The sequence below is a fragment of the Bacteroides sp. GD17 genome (assembly GCF_038448625.1).
Taxonomy (GTDB): Bacteria; Bacteroidota; Bacteroidia; order Bacteroidales; family Bacteroidaceae; genus Bacteroides.
Map to the genome: position 1 here is coordinate 265,285 of NZ_JBCEZS010000003.1, position 17,351 is coordinate 282,635.

Annotated in this window: 10 protein-coding genes; 9 read left to right on the top strand and 1 reads right to left on the bottom strand. The window is 55.9% G+C overall.

Annotated elements, in window-relative coordinates; translation table 11 throughout:
• Positions 1–425: 425 nt before the first annotated feature.
• From AAE250_RS06655 to AAE250_RS06695, 9 genes are all read left to right on the top strand, one after another.
• Complete coding sequence (locus AAE250_RS06655; protein WP_342288791.1) at positions 426–2,414, top strand: GLUG motif-containing protein; 1,989 nt, start codon at positions 426–428, stop codon at positions 2,412–2,414.
• A 323-nt stretch (positions 2,415–2,737) separates the two neighbouring features.
• The gene (locus AAE250_RS06660; protein ID WP_294598541.1) at positions 2,738–3,172 is read left to right on the top strand and encodes an endonuclease domain-containing protein; all 435 of its coding nucleotides are present in this window, start codon (positions 2,738–2,740) and stop codon (positions 3,170–3,172) included.
• A 1,236-nt stretch (positions 3,173–4,408) separates the two neighbouring features.
• Entirely contained in the window at positions 4,409–5,893 is a 1,485-nt protein-coding gene (locus tag AAE250_RS06665; RefSeq protein ID WP_294598542.1) for a GLUG motif-containing protein, read from the top strand.
• Between the two features lie 162 nt (positions 5,894–6,055).
• A complete protein-coding gene (locus AAE250_RS06670) occupies positions 6,056–6,277 on the top strand; it encodes a dephospho-CoA kinase (protein WP_294598544.1) in 222 nt (73 codons plus the stop codon).
• Positions 6,214–6,711 carry a putative toxin-antitoxin system toxin component, PIN family gene (locus AAE250_RS06675; protein WP_342288792.1) on the top strand — a complete coding sequence of 166 codons (498 nt, stop codon included), beginning with the start codon at positions 6,214–6,216 and terminating at the stop codon, positions 6,709–6,711. Before AAE250_RS06670 ends, AAE250_RS06675 begins: the two co-directional genes overlap by 64 nt.
• Positions 6,712–6,892: 181 nt before the next feature.
• Entirely contained in the window at positions 6,893–9,493 is a 2,601-nt protein-coding gene (locus AAE250_RS06680; protein WP_342288793.1) for a hypothetical protein, read from the top strand.
• A gap of 72 nt (positions 9,494–9,565) precedes the next feature.
• The gene (locus AAE250_RS06685) at positions 9,566–11,143 is read left to right on the top strand and encodes a hypothetical protein (RefSeq protein WP_294598546.1); all 1,578 of its coding nucleotides are present in this window, start codon (positions 9,566–9,568) and stop codon (positions 11,141–11,143) included.
• 199 nt (positions 11,144–11,342) lie between these two features.
• Positions 11,343–13,298 carry a heavy metal translocating P-type ATPase gene (locus AAE250_RS06690; RefSeq protein WP_294598547.1) on the top strand — a complete coding sequence of 652 codons (1,956 nt, stop codon included), beginning with the start codon at positions 11,343–11,345 and terminating at the stop codon, positions 13,296–13,298.
• A 9-nt stretch (positions 13,299–13,307) separates the two neighbouring features.
• A complete protein-coding gene (locus AAE250_RS06695; protein ID WP_294598549.1) occupies positions 13,308–13,739 on the top strand; it encodes a Fur family transcriptional regulator in 432 nt (143 codons plus the stop codon).
• Positions 13,740–13,767: 28 nt separating this feature from the next.
• On the opposite strand, the gene AAE250_RS06700 is transcribed toward AAE250_RS06695, so the two are convergent.
• On the bottom strand, positions 13,768–17,283 hold the full coding sequence (locus AAE250_RS06700; RefSeq protein WP_294598551.1) for an alpha-L-rhamnosidase: 3,516 nt from the start codon (positions 17,281–17,283) through the stop codon (positions 13,768–13,770).
• Between the last annotated feature and the right edge of the window lie 68 nt (positions 17,284–17,351).

Consider the following 17,351-nt stretch of genomic DNA (forward strand, 5'->3'; position numbering starts at 1 on the left):
GAGGGAGTCCCACCACCGTGAGCGCCACCACCCGCGCCGTCTACGAGGAACTGGGCGTCGGCACCAGCCAGCAGCCCAATGCCATCATCACCGCCTTCGAGGCCGGCGACCCACTGACCCTGGACTACAGCTTCAGCCCCGCCGATGCCAACGCCAATGCCAACCCCGACGGAAGCCCCGACGCCGACAGTTACCCCTACCACGCCACCCTCACCCGCCAGGCCAACGGCGCCACCCCCCTCTGGCAGATAAGCACCAAGGACGCCGCCAACAACCCCCTGCGCCCCAACGCCGACACCCACCCCGGCGAGTCCTGGGCCTACGCCCGCGCACGCCTCACCTACGAGCCGCTGAAGAACGACGACGGCGGCGCCACCGCCGAGCTAATCCCCGGCACCGACGCCACCCCCACGGGCTACTTCTACATGGGCGGCACCGACCCCATCACCAACATCGCCACCCGCATGTACTACGACCGCCTCGTCGCCACCACCGCCACCACCAGCGGCTCCGGCAGCCTGCGCATCGTCACCGACCTGAACGACCCCAACCTGGGGCAGTTCTCTGCCACGCTGCAGCACGCCGGCGCCATGCTTCGCCTGAAGCCCGACGACATCTTCATCGACGCCGCCTTCGTGGAGGGCTACACCGCCGACGGCCTCAGCCTGATGGCCACCGTACGCCCCGCCGGCGGCAGCGAGGATGGCACGGACAACTACACCCTCGCCTTCAGCCGCGTGACGGCGGTGAGCGGAAGCACGCCCGGAACCATCAGTACCCCCGCCGTAGGCACCCTGCAGGCACTGCTGCCCGCCGGAGCAACGGTGCTCGCCTTCCAGGCTGTGCTGACGAAGAAGAACGGCAACGGCGTCGTCGTCAGCACCACCACCTTCCCCCTGAGCACCACCCCCATCACCGTAGCCGCCAACCACCGCTACCCCATGACGCTGGCGCTGACGCCCACGAAGGCGGAAGTGAACTTCGCGAAGGCGGAGGGAGAGTTGGGATTCGGAGAGGAAGAAGAAGAGATAAAGAGCGACCTGATAGAAGGCCGCGACTACAACGAAGTGAAGGACGCCACCGACAACGTCACCGGCTGGGAAGTGCACAGCGCTGCCGGGCTGAAGGGCTTTGCAGCACTGGTGAACAGCGCGAAAAACGATGGCGCCGCCATCCTGAAGCTGAACTGCACCCTGACCGCGAACATCGACCTGAGCCTGCTGCCCAAGGACGATACGGGGAGTAATTGGATGCCGATAGGCACCTACAGCTACCCCTACCAAGGTACCTTCGACGGCGGCGGACACACCGTGTCCGGGCTCGTCATCAACCGACCGGACGAGGGCTACCAGGGCTTCTTCGGACGCATCGGCATAACCGGCTCCCCCGCCACGGTGAAGAACCTGACGGTGGAGGGGACAGTGACGGGAAGACTGAATACCGGCGGCATCGTGGGATATAGTACCTCCTCCTCCACCATCACCAACTGCACCAACAAGGGTAGCGTGAAGGGCACGAGCTACACCGGCGGAGTAGTGGGAAGCAACTCCTCCTCCATCACCGCCTGCTACAACACGGGAAGCGTGACGGGTACGGGCTACACCGGCGGAGTAGCGGGATACGATAACAACTCCTCCACCATCACCGCCTGCCCCCATACGGGAAGCGTGACGGGCACGAGCTACCCCGGCGGAGTAGCGGGATACAATAACAACTCCTCCCCCATCACCGCCTGCCCCAATACGGGAAGCGTAACGGGCACGAGCAACACCGGCGGAGTAGCGGGAGAAAACTACTCCTCCTCCACCATCACCGCCTGCTACAACACGGGAAGCGTGACGAGCACGGGCTACTACATCGGCGGAGTAGCGGGAGAAAACTACTCCTCCTCCACCATCACCGCCTGCTACAACACGGGAAGCGTGACGGGTACGGGCTACTACATCGGCGGAGTAGCGGGAAGCAATTACTCCACCATCACAGCCTGCTACAGCACAGGAAGCGTGACGGGTACGGACATCTACGGCGGAGTAGCGGGATTGAATACCGCTGTCCTCACCACCTGCTACTGGCAAACCTTCGGCCCCAGTGGCAGCAGGCCGACGTTAGGAATAGGCGAAGACTACGACAACATTATCCCCTCCATCTCCTCCGCCTACGCCACCGATGGCACCCCCTCCTGGTTTGCCCCCGCCACCGCCGGCGACACCGACACCACCCCTGCCGCCAAGCTGAACGAGGCCATCGACAAGTGGAACGGCGCCCTCGGCACCGACGCCGCCGACCAGAAGAAGCTCTGCCCCTACCGCTTCGTCAAGAACACTGCCTACAGCGAAGCCTTGAGCAAGGCTGGTGCTCCGGACTACGACACCTCCGTGCCGCCCCTGCTGCTGCAGAAGGTGCCGGCGGACTGAGCAGCCAGTCTCCTCCCCGCAGCCAGCCCCCCGCAAGCAGGACTATCTCAAGATTCTCCCGCCTGAAAGGGGGAGTACCCCGCGCAGCGGGGGGAGGGAGTTTAGCACAACACTTGGAGTTACTCCCGCCTTGTGTGAAACTCCCCCGCCCTGCGGGCACCCCCCCTTTGGCTTCGCCGACCGTTGGTTCAGGCGGGGGAATTGGAGATAGCACCGGCTACCAATAACATTGGAGATAGTACTGGCTAACAATAACCCAATAAACAATAACCCAATAAATAATAACCCAATAGTACCAATAACCCCTAAAACCCCAACATCCCATGGCATACAACCGAAACATCGCCCCCAACCCGGACAACAACCGCCACCAGCAAAAAGAACTGAGGCGACAACTGAGAAACCACGCCACACCGGCCGAAGCCATCCTGTGGCGAATGCTACGAGCACGACAAGTGTGCGGCCTCCTCTGGCGACGACAGTTCGGCGCAGGACCCTACGTGCTCGACTTCTACTGTCCCGCCCTCAAGCTCTGCATCGAGCTGGACGGAGAACCTCACTTCACCGACTGCGGCATCCAGTACGACGAACAACGCACGGAATACCTGGAAAGAACGCAGGGAATAGAAGTCATCCGGTTTGAAAACCGAGTGGTCTTTGAGTGCCCCGAAGCCATCCTCAGCGAGATTGAAAGAAGAGTGGAAAGGGAGGCGGAAGAGATCATAAAGAAAGAAGCCATTAGCCTAACAATAATATAAGCAGATATGAAACCTATAAGAACATTCGCATCGATGCTCGCCATCGCCCTCACCCTCCTCCTCGCCCTGGCCGCCTGCCGGCCCGACGAGCTGGACACATACAACTCCAACCCGACGGAGAAACCCGTCGCCACCGACGCCTTTCGACTCGCGCTGAGTACGACGACAGGGAGGCCGCAGTTTGAAGAAGACGGAGCTGCCCCCGCTGCCGAAGGCGCCCAAACCCGCGCGGAAGGTATATCAACCCGCTCCATCGCCCCCGAAAAGTCCGCCTGGACCACCGGCGACTGCATCTACTTCACCCTGCAACTGCTGGGAGGAGAAGATGAAGACGGCGACGACCTGCCCGACACCGCCTACAGCCCGTGGGACGGACAGGAGCTGACGACGCCGGGGAACGTGACGACCCAATACTTCAGCGTAAGTAGCGGAGAGGACGGCGTAACGATTGTCGATAACAGCGGAAAGGAACAAACAAGCAGTAACTTCGGCGGCGGCGGCGGCGCTTTCCGCCACTACCTCGTCGGCATCGCCCAATACTCCGGCACCGCCTGGAGCATCACCAGCCTGAAGGCAATTGTTATCAGCAACAGCAGCTACGCCAACGGCAAGCTAAAAGCCTTCAAGCCTCTCTCCCCCTCCTCCCTCGTCCTGCCCGACGCCGTCACCACCCTCGTCTGCACGGCGCAGTACGCACCTGCCAAGACGCCGCACCAGTACGATGCAGAAGAAGTGGGCGGCAGCTACGGCGGCCCCTTCTACACCGGCATCCCCGTCTGGCGCTCCACCTGCACACTGCGGCTGGGCGGCAGCGGTTCCGGCTCTGGCAGTGGCTCCGGTTCCGGCAGCTCCGCCTCCGGCTCCCTCTCCCTCGACTTCGGCACCTGGACCCCCCTCTGCGCCCGCCTGCGCATCAACACCCTGCCCGGCCTGATGCTGGACTTCCAGGAAAGCCAGTTCAGCCTCTTCGGCGGACAGCCGCTGAAGTACACCATCCAGGCAGACAGCGAGGATGAAGTAACCACCAACCTGCTGAGCTACGACCCCGCCACCGGATTGCCCGCCCTGGGCAGCTTCGACAGCTCGCCGAACGCCGCGCTGATAAAGAGCCTCGTCCCCGACCCTGCCACCGGCGACCTCATCTTCTACGTCCCCCTGACTACGAACGGCGACGACGCCGGCAGCAACATACCCACGTCCGCCGCCGGCAAACTCACGCTGCGCGCCTCCGGTGCCGTGGGAGCCGGCGCCCCCAACCCCCTCGGCCTCACCGACCAGCTGCTGCAGAGCGCCGGGCTGACTACCGATGACGCCTCCAATCCGGCCGACCCTATCTTCAAAGTCAACCAGCTGAAGCTGACGCAGGCGAAGGGGTACAAGGTGGATGCCGCCACCGTGCCCGGATATAAGCTGGATGCACTGATAGCCGCCGAAGGCTCCACCCTGCCCAGCGTCACAGAAGGCGACAAGACCTTCTACCTGATAAGCGGTGTGAACGGGCTGCAGAAGTTTGCACACATCGTGATGGGGACGAAGAAGGATGGAAGTCTGGGAGAAGGAGGCAGCGGCGCCGACTATAGCACCGACGCCAACCTCGCCGCCTGCGCCCGCCTGATGGCGGACATCCATCTGACGCCACCCGCTACGGGCGGAAGCAACTGGACGCCGCTGGGCGGCAACACCTTCACCCCCTACATCGGCACCTTCGACGGCCAGGGGCACACCGTGTCCGGGCTCGTCATCAATCGGCCGGAGGCGGACAACCAAGGCTTCTTCGGGTACATCAGCGCGAACGGTTCCCCCGCCACGGTGAAGAATCTGACAGTGGAGAGCACGGTGACGGGAAGAGGGAACACCGGCGGAATAGTGGGAAACTCCTACTCCTACTCCACCATCACCAACTGCACCCACACGGGAAGCGTGAAGGGCACGAGCTGCGTCGGCGGAATAGCGGGAAACAATCAGAACTCCGTCACCATCACCGCCTGCACCAACACGGGAAGCGTGAAGGGCACGAGCAGCACCGGCGGAATAGCGGGATCTACCACCACCTACACCACCCTCACCGCCTGCACCAACACGGGAAGCGTGACAGGCACGAGCAGCACCGGCGGAGTAACGGGAAGCAATAAATACGCCACCATCATCGCCTGCACCAACACGGGAAGCGTAACGAGCACGGGCGAGAACACCGGCGGAGTAACAGGATACAATGAAATCTCCACCCTCACCGCCTGCTACAACACGGGAAGCGTGAACGGCGCGAACAAAACCGGCGGAATAGTGGGAAGAAGTTACGACGGCTCCACCATCACCGCCTGCTACAGCACGGGAAGCGTGACGGGCAATGGCGACACCGGCGGAGCAGTGGGATACAATCACACCTCCACCGTCAGCAACTGCTACTGGCAAAGCTTCGGCCCCGGCACCAGGCCTAATAACGGAGTAGGCGGCGCCAGCATCCCTCCCCCCGGCACCGGCGGTGGCGGCACCAGCACCAGCGTCATCGGCCCCAACGCCTACAACGGCGACGGCACCATCCCCTCCTGGTTCGCCGGAGGCGGCAACAGCCCCGCCAACAAGATGAACGCCGCCCTCGGCAATAATCCCTACCGCTACGTCCAGAACCCCGCCTACCCCGCTGCCCTGCGCGCCGCCGAAGGCAAGAACTACGACACCAACGTGCCGCCACTGCTGCTGAAGAAAGTCCCGGCGGACTAAGGGAGAGGGGTATCTCAGGCTCCCCGCGCCCCGCGAAATCGCTCTTTGACATTCTGGAAACGAAAACTATTGCCCCGTCGGCATTGCGATTCTGAACAAGGATTCGTAACTTTGTCGGCGGAGAAAACAACGTAACGTAACAAAGAAAGGAGAACCCAACGTATGAAGACCACCGTATTCAACAAAGCCCAGCTGGAGATGCTCGACATCATGTCCGACATCCGCACCGACGAAGAGCTGCAAGAACTCAAGCACGCCATCTCCGAGTTCTTCGCCCGCCGCGCCGACCGCGAAATGGAACGCCTCTGGGAAAGCGGCCAGTGGAACGAAAAGACTCTGGAAGACCTCAAGAACGCTCACTACCGAACACCGTACAAGCAATGAGCCGCCGCCCCATCGTCATCGATACCAACTGCCTGGTGCAGATGCTATCCATCCACAGCCCCTACCGCCTGGCCTGGCAAGCCTTCCGCGAGGGTCGCTACACACTCTGCGTGAGCAACGAAATCCTGGACGAGTATCACGAAATCCTGGAACGCCTGGCAAGCGCCGAGTTTGCCTTCAACATTGTGAACGCCATCGTACGCAGCCCCTTCACCAGCTTCCACGACCCGCACTTCCGCTTCCGCCTCATCGAGCGCGACCCGGACGACAACAAATTCGTGGACTGTGCCATCATCGCCGGAGCCGACTACATCGTGAGCAATGACGCCCACTTCCGTTGCCTGGCCCACATCCCCTTCCCCAAAGTGAATGTCATCCGGCTCGACCAGTTCCTGGAACGGCTGGAACAGCCGGAGGCGGAAGGAGGAGAGTAAGGAGAATCCATCACCGCCCCCGCCGCAGCAATAGTTTTCGCCCCGCCCCGCCATCACCCTTCACAACACCGAAGGAGTGAGGCGGAGCGGGGCGAAATCCGTTTCCGGAAGCAAGAGATAAACAACGAAGAAAGAATGAACAAAAGAAAAAATGAAACATATAACTAAAAGAACTGTAACAATGAACAAGAAAACAATCGCCTACACCTGCAGCCTGCGCGCCGCTCACAGCCTGCACGCCGCCTTCGGCCTGCTCGCTGCCCTCCTCGTCCTGCTGGCCGCCTGCCAGAACGAGAACGACCAACTGCTGCCCCCCGACCCCAACCCCGTCGGCCCCAACAGCACCATCCTCGACCCCGACCCCGACGGCGGAAACCTCCGCCTCACCACCCCCATCGTCGCCCTCGACGCCACCAACGACGCCGGAAGCACCCGCAGCAACATTGTCCCCTACGACGCCATGACCCTGCAAATCCGCCTCCTCAGCGCCGACGGCACAGCCTACCGCCAGCAAGAGGCCACATACACCTATACCGCCCCCGCCGCCAGTCCCGACGGCAACAGCACCGACGGCACCTGGACCCTCACCTCGGCCACCGCCCCTGCCGTCTCCGCCCCCGGCCGCTACCGCATCCGCGCCTTGGCACGCCTCCTCCGCCACGACGACCAACTCCCCATGTTGGCCTACTTCGACGGCACCACCACCATCACCACCGACGGTACCACCACCGCCCCTGATGGCACAGGCACCGCCCACTTTACCCTCGCCCTCCGCCCCGCCGCCGCCCAACTCCGCCTCCGCCTGAAGGACATCAACGGACGCATCATCACCGACGGCACCCTCGCCGCCCTCCGCGCCACTAACCCCGACCTGAAGGACGCCACCAACGACGACCCCACACTCCTGGCACATGCTGCAGCTGACGAAGCAACTTTCGATGCCCTGCAGACCTATGAGAATGCTCTTTGGCATGCCCTATTGCCCACCCATATCTTCACCACCGATGAAGCCGATGCCTTCGACCCCAAACCCGACACTGAAACCGCCTGGGCACCCGACGCCACCGCCCTTCCCCTCGACCACGAGTACTACACCACCCCCGCTCAGGACGCCGACAACATCGCCACCGCCCCTATCCTCCGCCGCTCCCCCACCTACCTCAGCGACGCCCGCAGCTTCGTCCTCGCCGACGTTTACCCTAACGGAACACTCCGATATAGCGACAGCAACCCCGTCGGCATACCCGGCGGCACCCCCCTCTTCGAAGTCACCCACCTGGGCAAAAACTACACCGTCACCCTCCCCAGCGGCGCCACTCCGCTGACGCTTTCCGCCGGCACCATCACCACCCTCAGCGTCACCCTCGGTCCCACCGACGCCACGGTAGAGGAGATTGAGATTGCAGATATGGACGAAAACAACACCAGCATAGGAATCAGCAACAGCGACATACGCATAATCGGAACAGACGACAACGGACAGCCCATCTACGCTATTTATAATGAGAAAGGACTGATGAAGTTTGCACATATTGTAATGGGGACGGCTGCGGACGGAAGTGTGGGAGATGGCACCGGCGACGATGCCAACCTCGCCGCCTGCGGCCGCCTGATGGCGGACATCTACCTACCCAAGCCTGCAGACCCCACGAACGGCAGCAACTGGACGCCACTGGGAAACTACAGCACTAATATTAGAGCCCCCTACACCGGCACCTTCGACGGCGGCGGGCACACCGTCTTCGGGCTCGTCATCAATCGGCCGGATGCGGACGAGCAGGGCTTCTTCGGACGCATCGGCAGCAACAGCGACATCACCCCCGCCACGGTAAAGAACCTGACGGTGGAGGGCATAGTGACAGGAAGAGACAACACCGGCGGCATCGTGGGAAACAATGCTAATGGCATCCTCCGCAACTGCCGCAACGAGGGAAGCGTAGAGGGCAGGGATAATGTCGGCGGAGTAACGGGAATCAGTCACAACTTCTCCACCATCATCGCCTGCACCAACACGGGAAGCGTAGAGAGCACAGGCACAGGCAGTGCCGTCGGCGGAGTAGTGGGATGCACCCCCTACGCCATCATCACCGCCTGCACTAACACGGGAAACGTAGAGGGCACAGGCAGCGCCGTCGGCGGAGTAGTGGGAGGCACCCCCTACGCCATCATCACCGCCTGCACTAACACGGGAAACGTAGAGGGCACAGGCAGCGCCGTCGGCGGAGTAGTGGGATGCACCCCCTACGCCATCATCACCGCCTGCACTAACACGGGAAACGTAGAGGGCACAGGCAGCGCCGTCGGCGGAGTAGTGGGATACACCCCCTCCTCCACCATCACCGCCTGCATCAACACGGGAAGCGTAAAAGGCACGAGCATGAGCAGCAACATCGGCGGAGTAGTGGGATACACCTCCTCCTCCACCATCACCACCTGCTTCTGGCAAAGTATCAACGGCCAACCGGACAAAGGCATCGGCACCGGCTTCAGCTCCAGCTCCAACACCATCACCGACATCACCACCATCGGTACCCCTGGTATCGCCACCCTCAAAGAGAAGTGGCGCCTGGCCTGCGGCGACTACCAATTAAGTGGCGATGGCACGCTGAACAAAGCCCTCCACGACTGGAACGCCGGCAGCACCGGAAGCCAAGCCTATAAGTTCTGCCCCTACCGCTTCGCCGAAAACCCGGAGTACGACAATGCCGACGCACAAGCCGCAGCCACAGCGGGTAAAAGTTATCCCATCGCCCCATTGCTGCTGGTCCCCATTGACCAGTAACCCCTCGGGGCGTTCCCCCCTTCGGCCTATAACAATAATCCCCAACAGTAATAATATCAAAAGCCAAGCAATATGAAATCATACAAATATCTCCTCCCCGTCCTCCTGCTCGCCCTCGCCGCCTGCACGGACCAAGACAACATCAACCCCGGAAACACCTCCGAGGATAATCCCAACACCCCCGTCTCCTTCAGCCTCACCCTGCAAGGAATGACCGGCACCGGAAGCAACAGCAACACCCGCACCCGCATCGGAAACAGCCTCAGCACCCGTAGCGCCAGCAGTACCTCCACCGCCGCCGACCTCGCCGCCATCCCCGCCATCGGAGAAATCACCGCAAGCACCCGCTTCGACCGCGGCAATGGCGCCCTCACCATGTACCTGCCCGGCGTCACCAAAGCCGGCGACTTCTCCTCCGGCGGAAGCTACTACCCCACCGGCAGCTACTACTATCTGCAAGCCTCCACCGACGCCACCCTCGGCGCCCCCGCCTGGCAATACATCAACGAAGAAGGCCAACCCGCCTCCCTCCCCCAACTCTACATGAAAGACTTCTCCCACGACCGCAGCCGCCTGGGCCTCGTCACAGCCACCAATTATGGCTACGACAACCTCTACGCCATCACCCAGCGTGCCTCCCAAGAAGCAGGCCTCACCTACCAGTACACCCTGCACCACACCACCGCCAAAGTCTCCCTCCTCCTGCAGGACAAAGACCGCCAGCCCATCCCCGCTGCCGACATCAACACAGTCAGCATCCACAGCTACGCCACCTACTCCGGCACCGACAACATCATCTCCATCAATGGCCAGCCGATGTTCCCTGGCATCCTCATCCGTAGCATCGACGCGCGTAGCAGCGCATCCCGTAGCAGCGCATCACGCAGCAACGCATCCCCCACCCATGCCACCTTCTACACCTGGGCCAATACCCCCGATGCCGATGGCAACCTCCCCGGTCCGGACGACCTGGAGATAGCCTACACCAGCAACCGCAGCAGCCAATCCTATTTCACTAACCCTGCCAACGCCTCCTCAGAGCCCGGCACCATCCCCACCGGCCTTTGGAACGCACTCATTGCCCCCAACCCCACGCACACAGAGACCAGTCGTACCTACACCCGCCTCTCCGCAGGCGATACCTACACCGGTGAAGACATCAACGACTCGCCCTTCTCCATCGACGCCATCGCCACCGGGCACACCTACCCCAAGGCCGCACCCGGGTACACCGGCAGCACCACCGGCAGCTCCCAGCAACCCCTCTGCGTAGCCCCCTACCTGCCTGCCACCGACGCCACCGCGAAGAAAACGCACATCCTCACCGTCACCCTGCGCGACGGCGGCTCCGCCCTCCCCGCCGGCACCTACAGCATCCCCCTCTCCTCCATCGCCCTCACCACCCTGCCGGAGAACGACGGACGCCGAAACGACTTCGATCCCAACACCGGTACTAACACCGGCAATAGCACCGGCCCCGGCACCCTGAAGTACCTCCTCCCCGGCGAACACCTCCTCGTCGTCCTCACCCTGGACCGCCAGCAAGGCCTCACAGCCACCGCCACCATCGGAGACTGGAGCCTGACAAATGTAGATCTGGGCAATATGGGCGACCCGGAAGATACCAGCGGCGACATCGTCAAAGACTAAGCATAAAGCAAAACATACTCCCCCGGAATGGCAGAAGCCCTGCAAGCATCGGATCAATACTCCGATACCTGCAGGGCTTCTGCCATCAGTACGCCTCAAGGCACTCTTTCAGAAGAAAGAAATATTTAAGGCCCTGCTTTGCCTTTGCAACTTAGTTGCATTCCTTATGTGCTACCTTTGCATCAAAATAAAAGAGAATATGGGACATCATACTTGCAAGTGCTGTGCTCACGACTGTGCACAGACGGAAAATAGATCAAGAGAGGCCGGTAATCCGTTGAAAGATTACTGGAGGATTATACTGTCGGCCGTTCTGCTTTTCGGCGGAATAGGCATGCATGCCATGGACGTTGCTTTCTTCCGGGAGCAATATGTAGCCTTGGGGTGGTATCTGCTGGCTTATCTGCCGGTTGGCGTGCCGGTGATGAAGGAAGCCTGGGAAAGTATTACGCAAAAGGACATTTTCAGTGAGTTCACCCTGATGTCCATAGCTACGCTGGGTGCCTTCTACATCGGCGAATATCCGGAAGGGGTGGCCGTCATGCTTTTCTATTCCTTGGGAGAGCTCTTCCAGGAGAAAGCAGTGGATAAAGCGAAACGCAACATCAGTGCCTTGCTGGACGTCAGGCCCGAAACGGCAACGGTTATCAGAGGCAAAGAAGCGATTGTAGAAGCTCCGCAAAAGGTGCAGGTGGGCGAGACGATCGAAGTGAAAACCGGAGAACGGGTTCCGCTGGACGGCATCATGCAGGGCGAAGTTGCGGCATTCAACACTTCGGCATTGACAGGCGAAAGCGTACCCCGCAACATCAGGAAAGGAGAAGAAGTGCTGGCCGGAATGATTGCGACAGACAAGGTGGTGCGGGTGGAAGTGAGCAGGCCTTTTGAGAAGAGCGCCTTGTCGCGAATCCTGGAATTAGTGCAGAATGCCTCCGAGCGGAAAGCTCCGGCAGAGTTGTTCATCCGCAAGTTTGCACGCATCTATACGCCGATTGTCACAGGATTGGCAGTGCTGATTGTGCTGCTTCCTTTCCTTTATTCATTGATAGATGGGCAGTTTGCATTTACTTTCAATGATTGGCTATACAGGGCGCTGGTATTCCTGGTTATCTCTTGCCCGTGTGCGCTGGTGGTGAGCATTCCGCTGGGGTACTTCGGAGGCATCGGTGCGGCATCCCGCTTGGGCGTCTTGTTCAAAGGAGGGAACTATCTGGATGCCATTACCAGAATCAATACAGTGGTATTCGACAAGACGGGGACACTGACCCAAGGGACATTCGAAGTGCAATCGTGCAAGACGCAGCCGGGCATATCCGAAGAGAAGCTGGTGCAGCTGGCTGCCTCGGTAGAGCGGAACAGTACCCATCCCATAGCCAAAGCGATAGTAAACTATGCCGGGCAGCGGAACATAGCACCGGTTCCTACGGCGGAAGTCACGGAGATAGCCGGTCATGGGCTGGAAACCTCTATCGACGGAACACGCATCCTGGTGGGCAATACGCGTCTGCTGAGCAAGTTCCGGGTGGAATATCCGAAGGAGTTGTTATCCATTCCCGATACGATTGTTGTCTGCGCCATCGGAACAGAATATGCCGGTTATTTGTTACTATCAGATACGCTGAAAGAGGATGCCGGCAGGGCGGTTGAAGAATTGAAAGCTTTAAATATCACAAATATTCAGATACTGTCGGGAGATAAACAAGCCATTGTCACTAACTTTGCAAAGAAGTTGGGTATAACGCAAGCTTACGGCGATTTGCTGCCCGACGGCAAGGTGAAGCACATAGAAGAACTGCGCCGGGATGCCGGCAATCAGATCGCTTTTGTTGGCGACGGCATCAATGACGCCCCGGTTCTTGCCCTCAGCCACGTAGGCATCGCCATGGGCGGGCTGGGCAGCGACGCCGCCATCGAAACCGCAGATGTCGTGATACAGACCGACCAACCGTCCAAAGTAGCCACCGCCATCCGCGCAGGCCGACAGACGCGCCGGATTGTCTGGCAGAACATATCGCTGGCATTCGGAGTAAAACTGCTTGTATTAGTCCTGGGTGCCGGCGGACTGGCCACTTTATGGGAAGCCGTCTTTGCCGACGTAGGTGTTGCCCTCATTGCGATAGTAAACGCTATACGCATACAGAAACTGATAAAATAGGAATAAGAAATGGACGAGAAGAAATATTTAGACCTGTTGGCTAAGAGGGAGATACAACCCACAGCCATACGTATATTAGTGTTACAAGCCATGATGCAGGCCAACCGGTCTGTATCTCTGCTGGACTTGGAGAATATGCTGGACACGGTAGACAAGTCCACCATCTTCCGTACCATTACTTTATTTCTTTCCCACCACCTGATACATAGCATTGATGACGGAACCGGCTCGTTCAAGTATGCCGTATGTAGCAACAGTTGTTCCTGCGAAGTGAACGACCTGCATACCCACTTCCACTGCGAGAAGTGCAACAAGACGTTCTGTTTCACCAATATCCCTACGCCGGTGGTAAAGCTGCCGCAAGGGTTTACGCTGAATAGTATCAATTATGTGTTGAAGGGGATTTGTCCGGAGTGCGCGGGGAAGGAGGCAAGTTCATAGTACCGACATGCCTCCTATATCCGTTTCCTTATCTTTTCACTTCGAAGAAATAGTTACCGGACAATAATTCAAATGTCACAGTGCCATTATCCTCACTTATGAATTTAATCCCTTCATGCTTTTTATGAATGTCTTTCCCACTCTCCTTAATATCTTTTACAGACGAAGCCGGTAGACAAACTAAAGCAGAAGTATTACCCGGAATATTGAAAGTATAATAGGCTATTTCATTTTCCACCTTCCAGCCACTCCCGATACGTCCATACATGGAGTCATAATACCCTTTTGCATATTTCATTTTTCCCGTCAAATCTATTTCCGGCTTCAAGATAAAATGCTTAAAACCAGGTGAAGCCTCATCACGTTGTATGCCAAGAGAGTAATTATACATCCAACTTCCCACCGCACCAAAAGAATAATGATTAAAAGAATTCATACGGTTATTTCCTCCGAATCCATCGACATGTGTATAAGAATTCAATCGCTCCCAAATAGTAGTTGCACCCTGGTCTACAGAATATAACCATGAAGGATAGCTTGTTTGTTGCAGCAAATGATAGGCTATATCGGAATATCCATTATCTGACAGCGCCTTACTTATCCATGCTGTGCCAATAAAACCTGTCATTAACGAATAGGTTGGACACAACTTACCACGGTCGGTCGTATTCTTCCTCGTTACTGTCTCTATCAGATTCTTTATGACTTTACTTTTCTGCTCATTATTAATAATATCAAACACAAGTGGAAGTACATAAGAGGTCTGAATATCAATCAAAGTTCCTTGTTTATCGGGAATAAAAGAAGAAAAAACAGTCTTGCTATCACTGGGACGGATATAAATCTTGTTGAAGAATGCTTTTCTTTCATCATGCAACTTTCTGAACCATTCGGCATCACTTCCCTTTCCTAAAGCAACAGCCATTTTGTGCATTAGTTCCAAATCGTAGATGAAATATGCCTCCCACAAAAGTGACCTGTCATTCTTCTCATCCTCCAATCCTAACCAGTCACCCAAGTCACCCCATGCTCTGTTTTGGACAAGTAAACCAGTTTCCTGATCAATCATCTTATCAAGAATATGGGAAATATATTGCTTCATAGCATCATAATGTTCATTCAGTAAGACTTTATCTCCATACTGCTGATAACATTCCCAAGGTACTGTTATTCCAGCACTTCCCCATAGCAAGCCACCAAATCCGCCACCCAAAGGAGCTATATCGGGGAAACATCCGTCATTACGCTGCACATCACGCATAGCCTGAAGATATCTTCTCAAAAATTGAGGAACATCTGCCAAATAAGTTGCCGTACGAGAAAATACAGAAATATCCCCAGCCCATCCCAAACGTTCGTTACGTTGGGGGCAGTCAGTAGGTATAGACAAGAAGTTCCCGAAAGAAGACCATGTGATGTTTTCCCACAATTTATTCACCATCGCATTAGAAGTTTCGTAATGTGAGGCGAGCTTATGAATAGAACTAAGTACCACCCCTTTCACCGCTTCTATCGGTATAGGAGTATCAATACCTGTAATTTCTATAAAACGATAACCGTGATACGTAAAGCGGGGAAAGATTATTTCTTCTCCTCCTCTAGCAATGTAAATATCTTGCGCCATAGCCGCACGAATATTCTCAAGCATTATCATTCCTACATTAGCTGCATATTCTGGTAAATCAGGATATTTCACTTCAGCAAAACGCAGATAAATCCTTGTACCGGGTTTTATTCCCGACAGCTTGACTTTAGGTACGCCTACCATGTTTTGCCCCATATCGTAAACATATACTCCCGGACGAACTTCTTCTACAGAAAGTGCCGTCAACTCATTAACAGCCTGGACTGTCTGTCCAAACTGTCCCATAAGTTTATAATCAGAATAATCATTTACCCAAGGCATATTCGGATTTCCCGCTGTACTAACATTTCCTTCCAAAACAACTTCTGTTGCCGGTTTCCAATTGGTTGCAGTATATGAAGCAGTACTCCATCCCTCTATTTCCGCATCTTTCAAGGCATCATATACTTCCCCTTGGAAGAAACTACCGTAAAGAATAGGACCATTGCTAAAATACTGCCAGGTAGAAGGATCAGTAACAATAACCTTTTCTTGTCCATTCTTATAGGTGATAACTAATTTAGCTAATAATGACTGACGATCACCAAAAAAGTTCCAATTATCTCCTGTAAAAGTTGCGCCACCACTCCACCAGCCTTCTGCCAAAAAAGCTCCGATGGCATTTTGACCTGAATGTATATAGTCCGTAACATCAAATGTTTGATATAAATGTGTTTTATTATACTGAGTCACTCCGGGATTAAAATAATCGTTTCCTACCCGCCGTCCATTGAGATATATCTCATAGATACCACGGGCAGTAACATATAAACGTGCCTTAGCTATTTCCATATCCGGAGAAGCAAAAACTGTTCTAAGCATAGGAGAGGAATTTCCTTTTGGAGTAAAAATCTCCCAAAAGTCGTTAGTACCACTTACTACACGATATTCCCCATCTTTCACTGTTGATACCACATTCGAAGGGGTTCTATAATTGACTATGTTCACTTTTGAAAAAAAAGCCCCTTGTTTAGCAGGAACAAAAAAACCAATGTCCCCTACTACCGGAAAAGCAATGAAATCACCTCCCTGTCCCAATGGATTCAAATTAACCGAACCTACTTCCTTTTTAGAATTATCAATATAGAATTTCGTAAAGCCTAACTCAGAACTGAGCTTAACCACGTGACAAGCATACTTATTATCTTTGTCAATCAAGTTCTGCGGAATAGGAAAGCTCACATAAGGAGTATCCGACTTATCATCCGGGTGATAACCTACTCTATAAATATTCAGTATTGCTTCCTTATCCGAAGCTAACGGAGCAATGTCCAATTCAACCTTGATGTAAGACTCATTTTTCTTATTCTCCAGATGATATAAATTCTTGTTCCTATCCATTAAACGAGTATCATTAGCCCCATATATAAAACTTGCACGGGTACTATTCGAAACTTTATCTAACCTGAGGGAAAAGTCTAATCTGAAAACTGGAAGATAATGTGAATATAAGGTCATATCCTTATCCCCACCACCAATCCATTTCGCACCATCCCATCCTTGATAGGCGTGGTCGCGACTCATTAAGCCCGTTTCAAACCAAGAACTTTCTGACGCTTGTTCACCTTTCTGATTCCAGACATTTACAGTCCACCAATAACGAGTAGAAGGTTGCAAAGGTATACCAGCATACTCAATATTCAAAGAGTTTCCTCCTTTTGTCTTTTCACTGTTCCACACAAGTTTCCCTTCCTCATCTGAAACGGTGATTTGATAAGCTGCCTGCCATTGTCCCCGTTCGAAATAAGGAGCTTCCATTTGCCAACTGAATCGGGGAAGTTCAGTATCAATTCCCAAAGGAGTTACAGCATATTCCGTCTGCAATCTCCTGACAGAAAAAGAAACATTACCAGATTGTAACCTAGCCTGACATGTCATACATACTGTAAAGAACAGAATGAGAAGTTTGTAAATCTTCATATATATGATAGTTTATTTTAAACAAGTTTACGAGCAAATATTTTACGGAACGGCAATATCAACTAGTT

Bases quoted from the DNA above. Each gene is read 5' to 3' on its own strand.
- AAE250_RS06655 (WP_342288791.1), top strand. From the start codon at position 426: ATGGGCGGCACCGACCCCATCACCAACATCGCCACCCGCATGTACTAC.
- AAE250_RS06660 (WP_294598541.1), top strand. From the start codon at position 2,738: ATGGCATACAACCGAAACATCGCCCCCAACCCGGACAACAACCGCCAC.
- AAE250_RS06670 (WP_294598544.1), top strand. From the start codon at position 6,056: ATGAAGACCACCGTATTCAACAAAGCCCAGCTGGAGATGCTCGACATC.
- AAE250_RS06680 (WP_342288793.1), top strand. From the start codon at position 6,893: ATGAACAAGAAAACAATCGCCTACACCTGCAGCCTGCGCGCCGCTCAC.
- AAE250_RS06685 (WP_294598546.1), top strand. From the start codon at position 9,566: ATGAAATCATACAAATATCTCCTCCCCGTCCTCCTGCTCGCCCTCGCC.
- AAE250_RS06690 (WP_294598547.1), top strand. From the start codon at position 11,343: ATGGGACATCATACTTGCAAGTGCTGTGCTCACGACTGTGCACAGACG.
- AAE250_RS06695 (WP_294598549.1), top strand. From the start codon at position 13,308: ATGGACGAGAAGAAATATTTAGACCTGTTGGCTAAGAGGGAGATACAA.
- AAE250_RS06700 (WP_294598551.1), bottom strand. From the start codon at position 17,283: ATGAAGATTTACAAACTTCTCATTCTGTTCTTTACAGTATGTATGACA.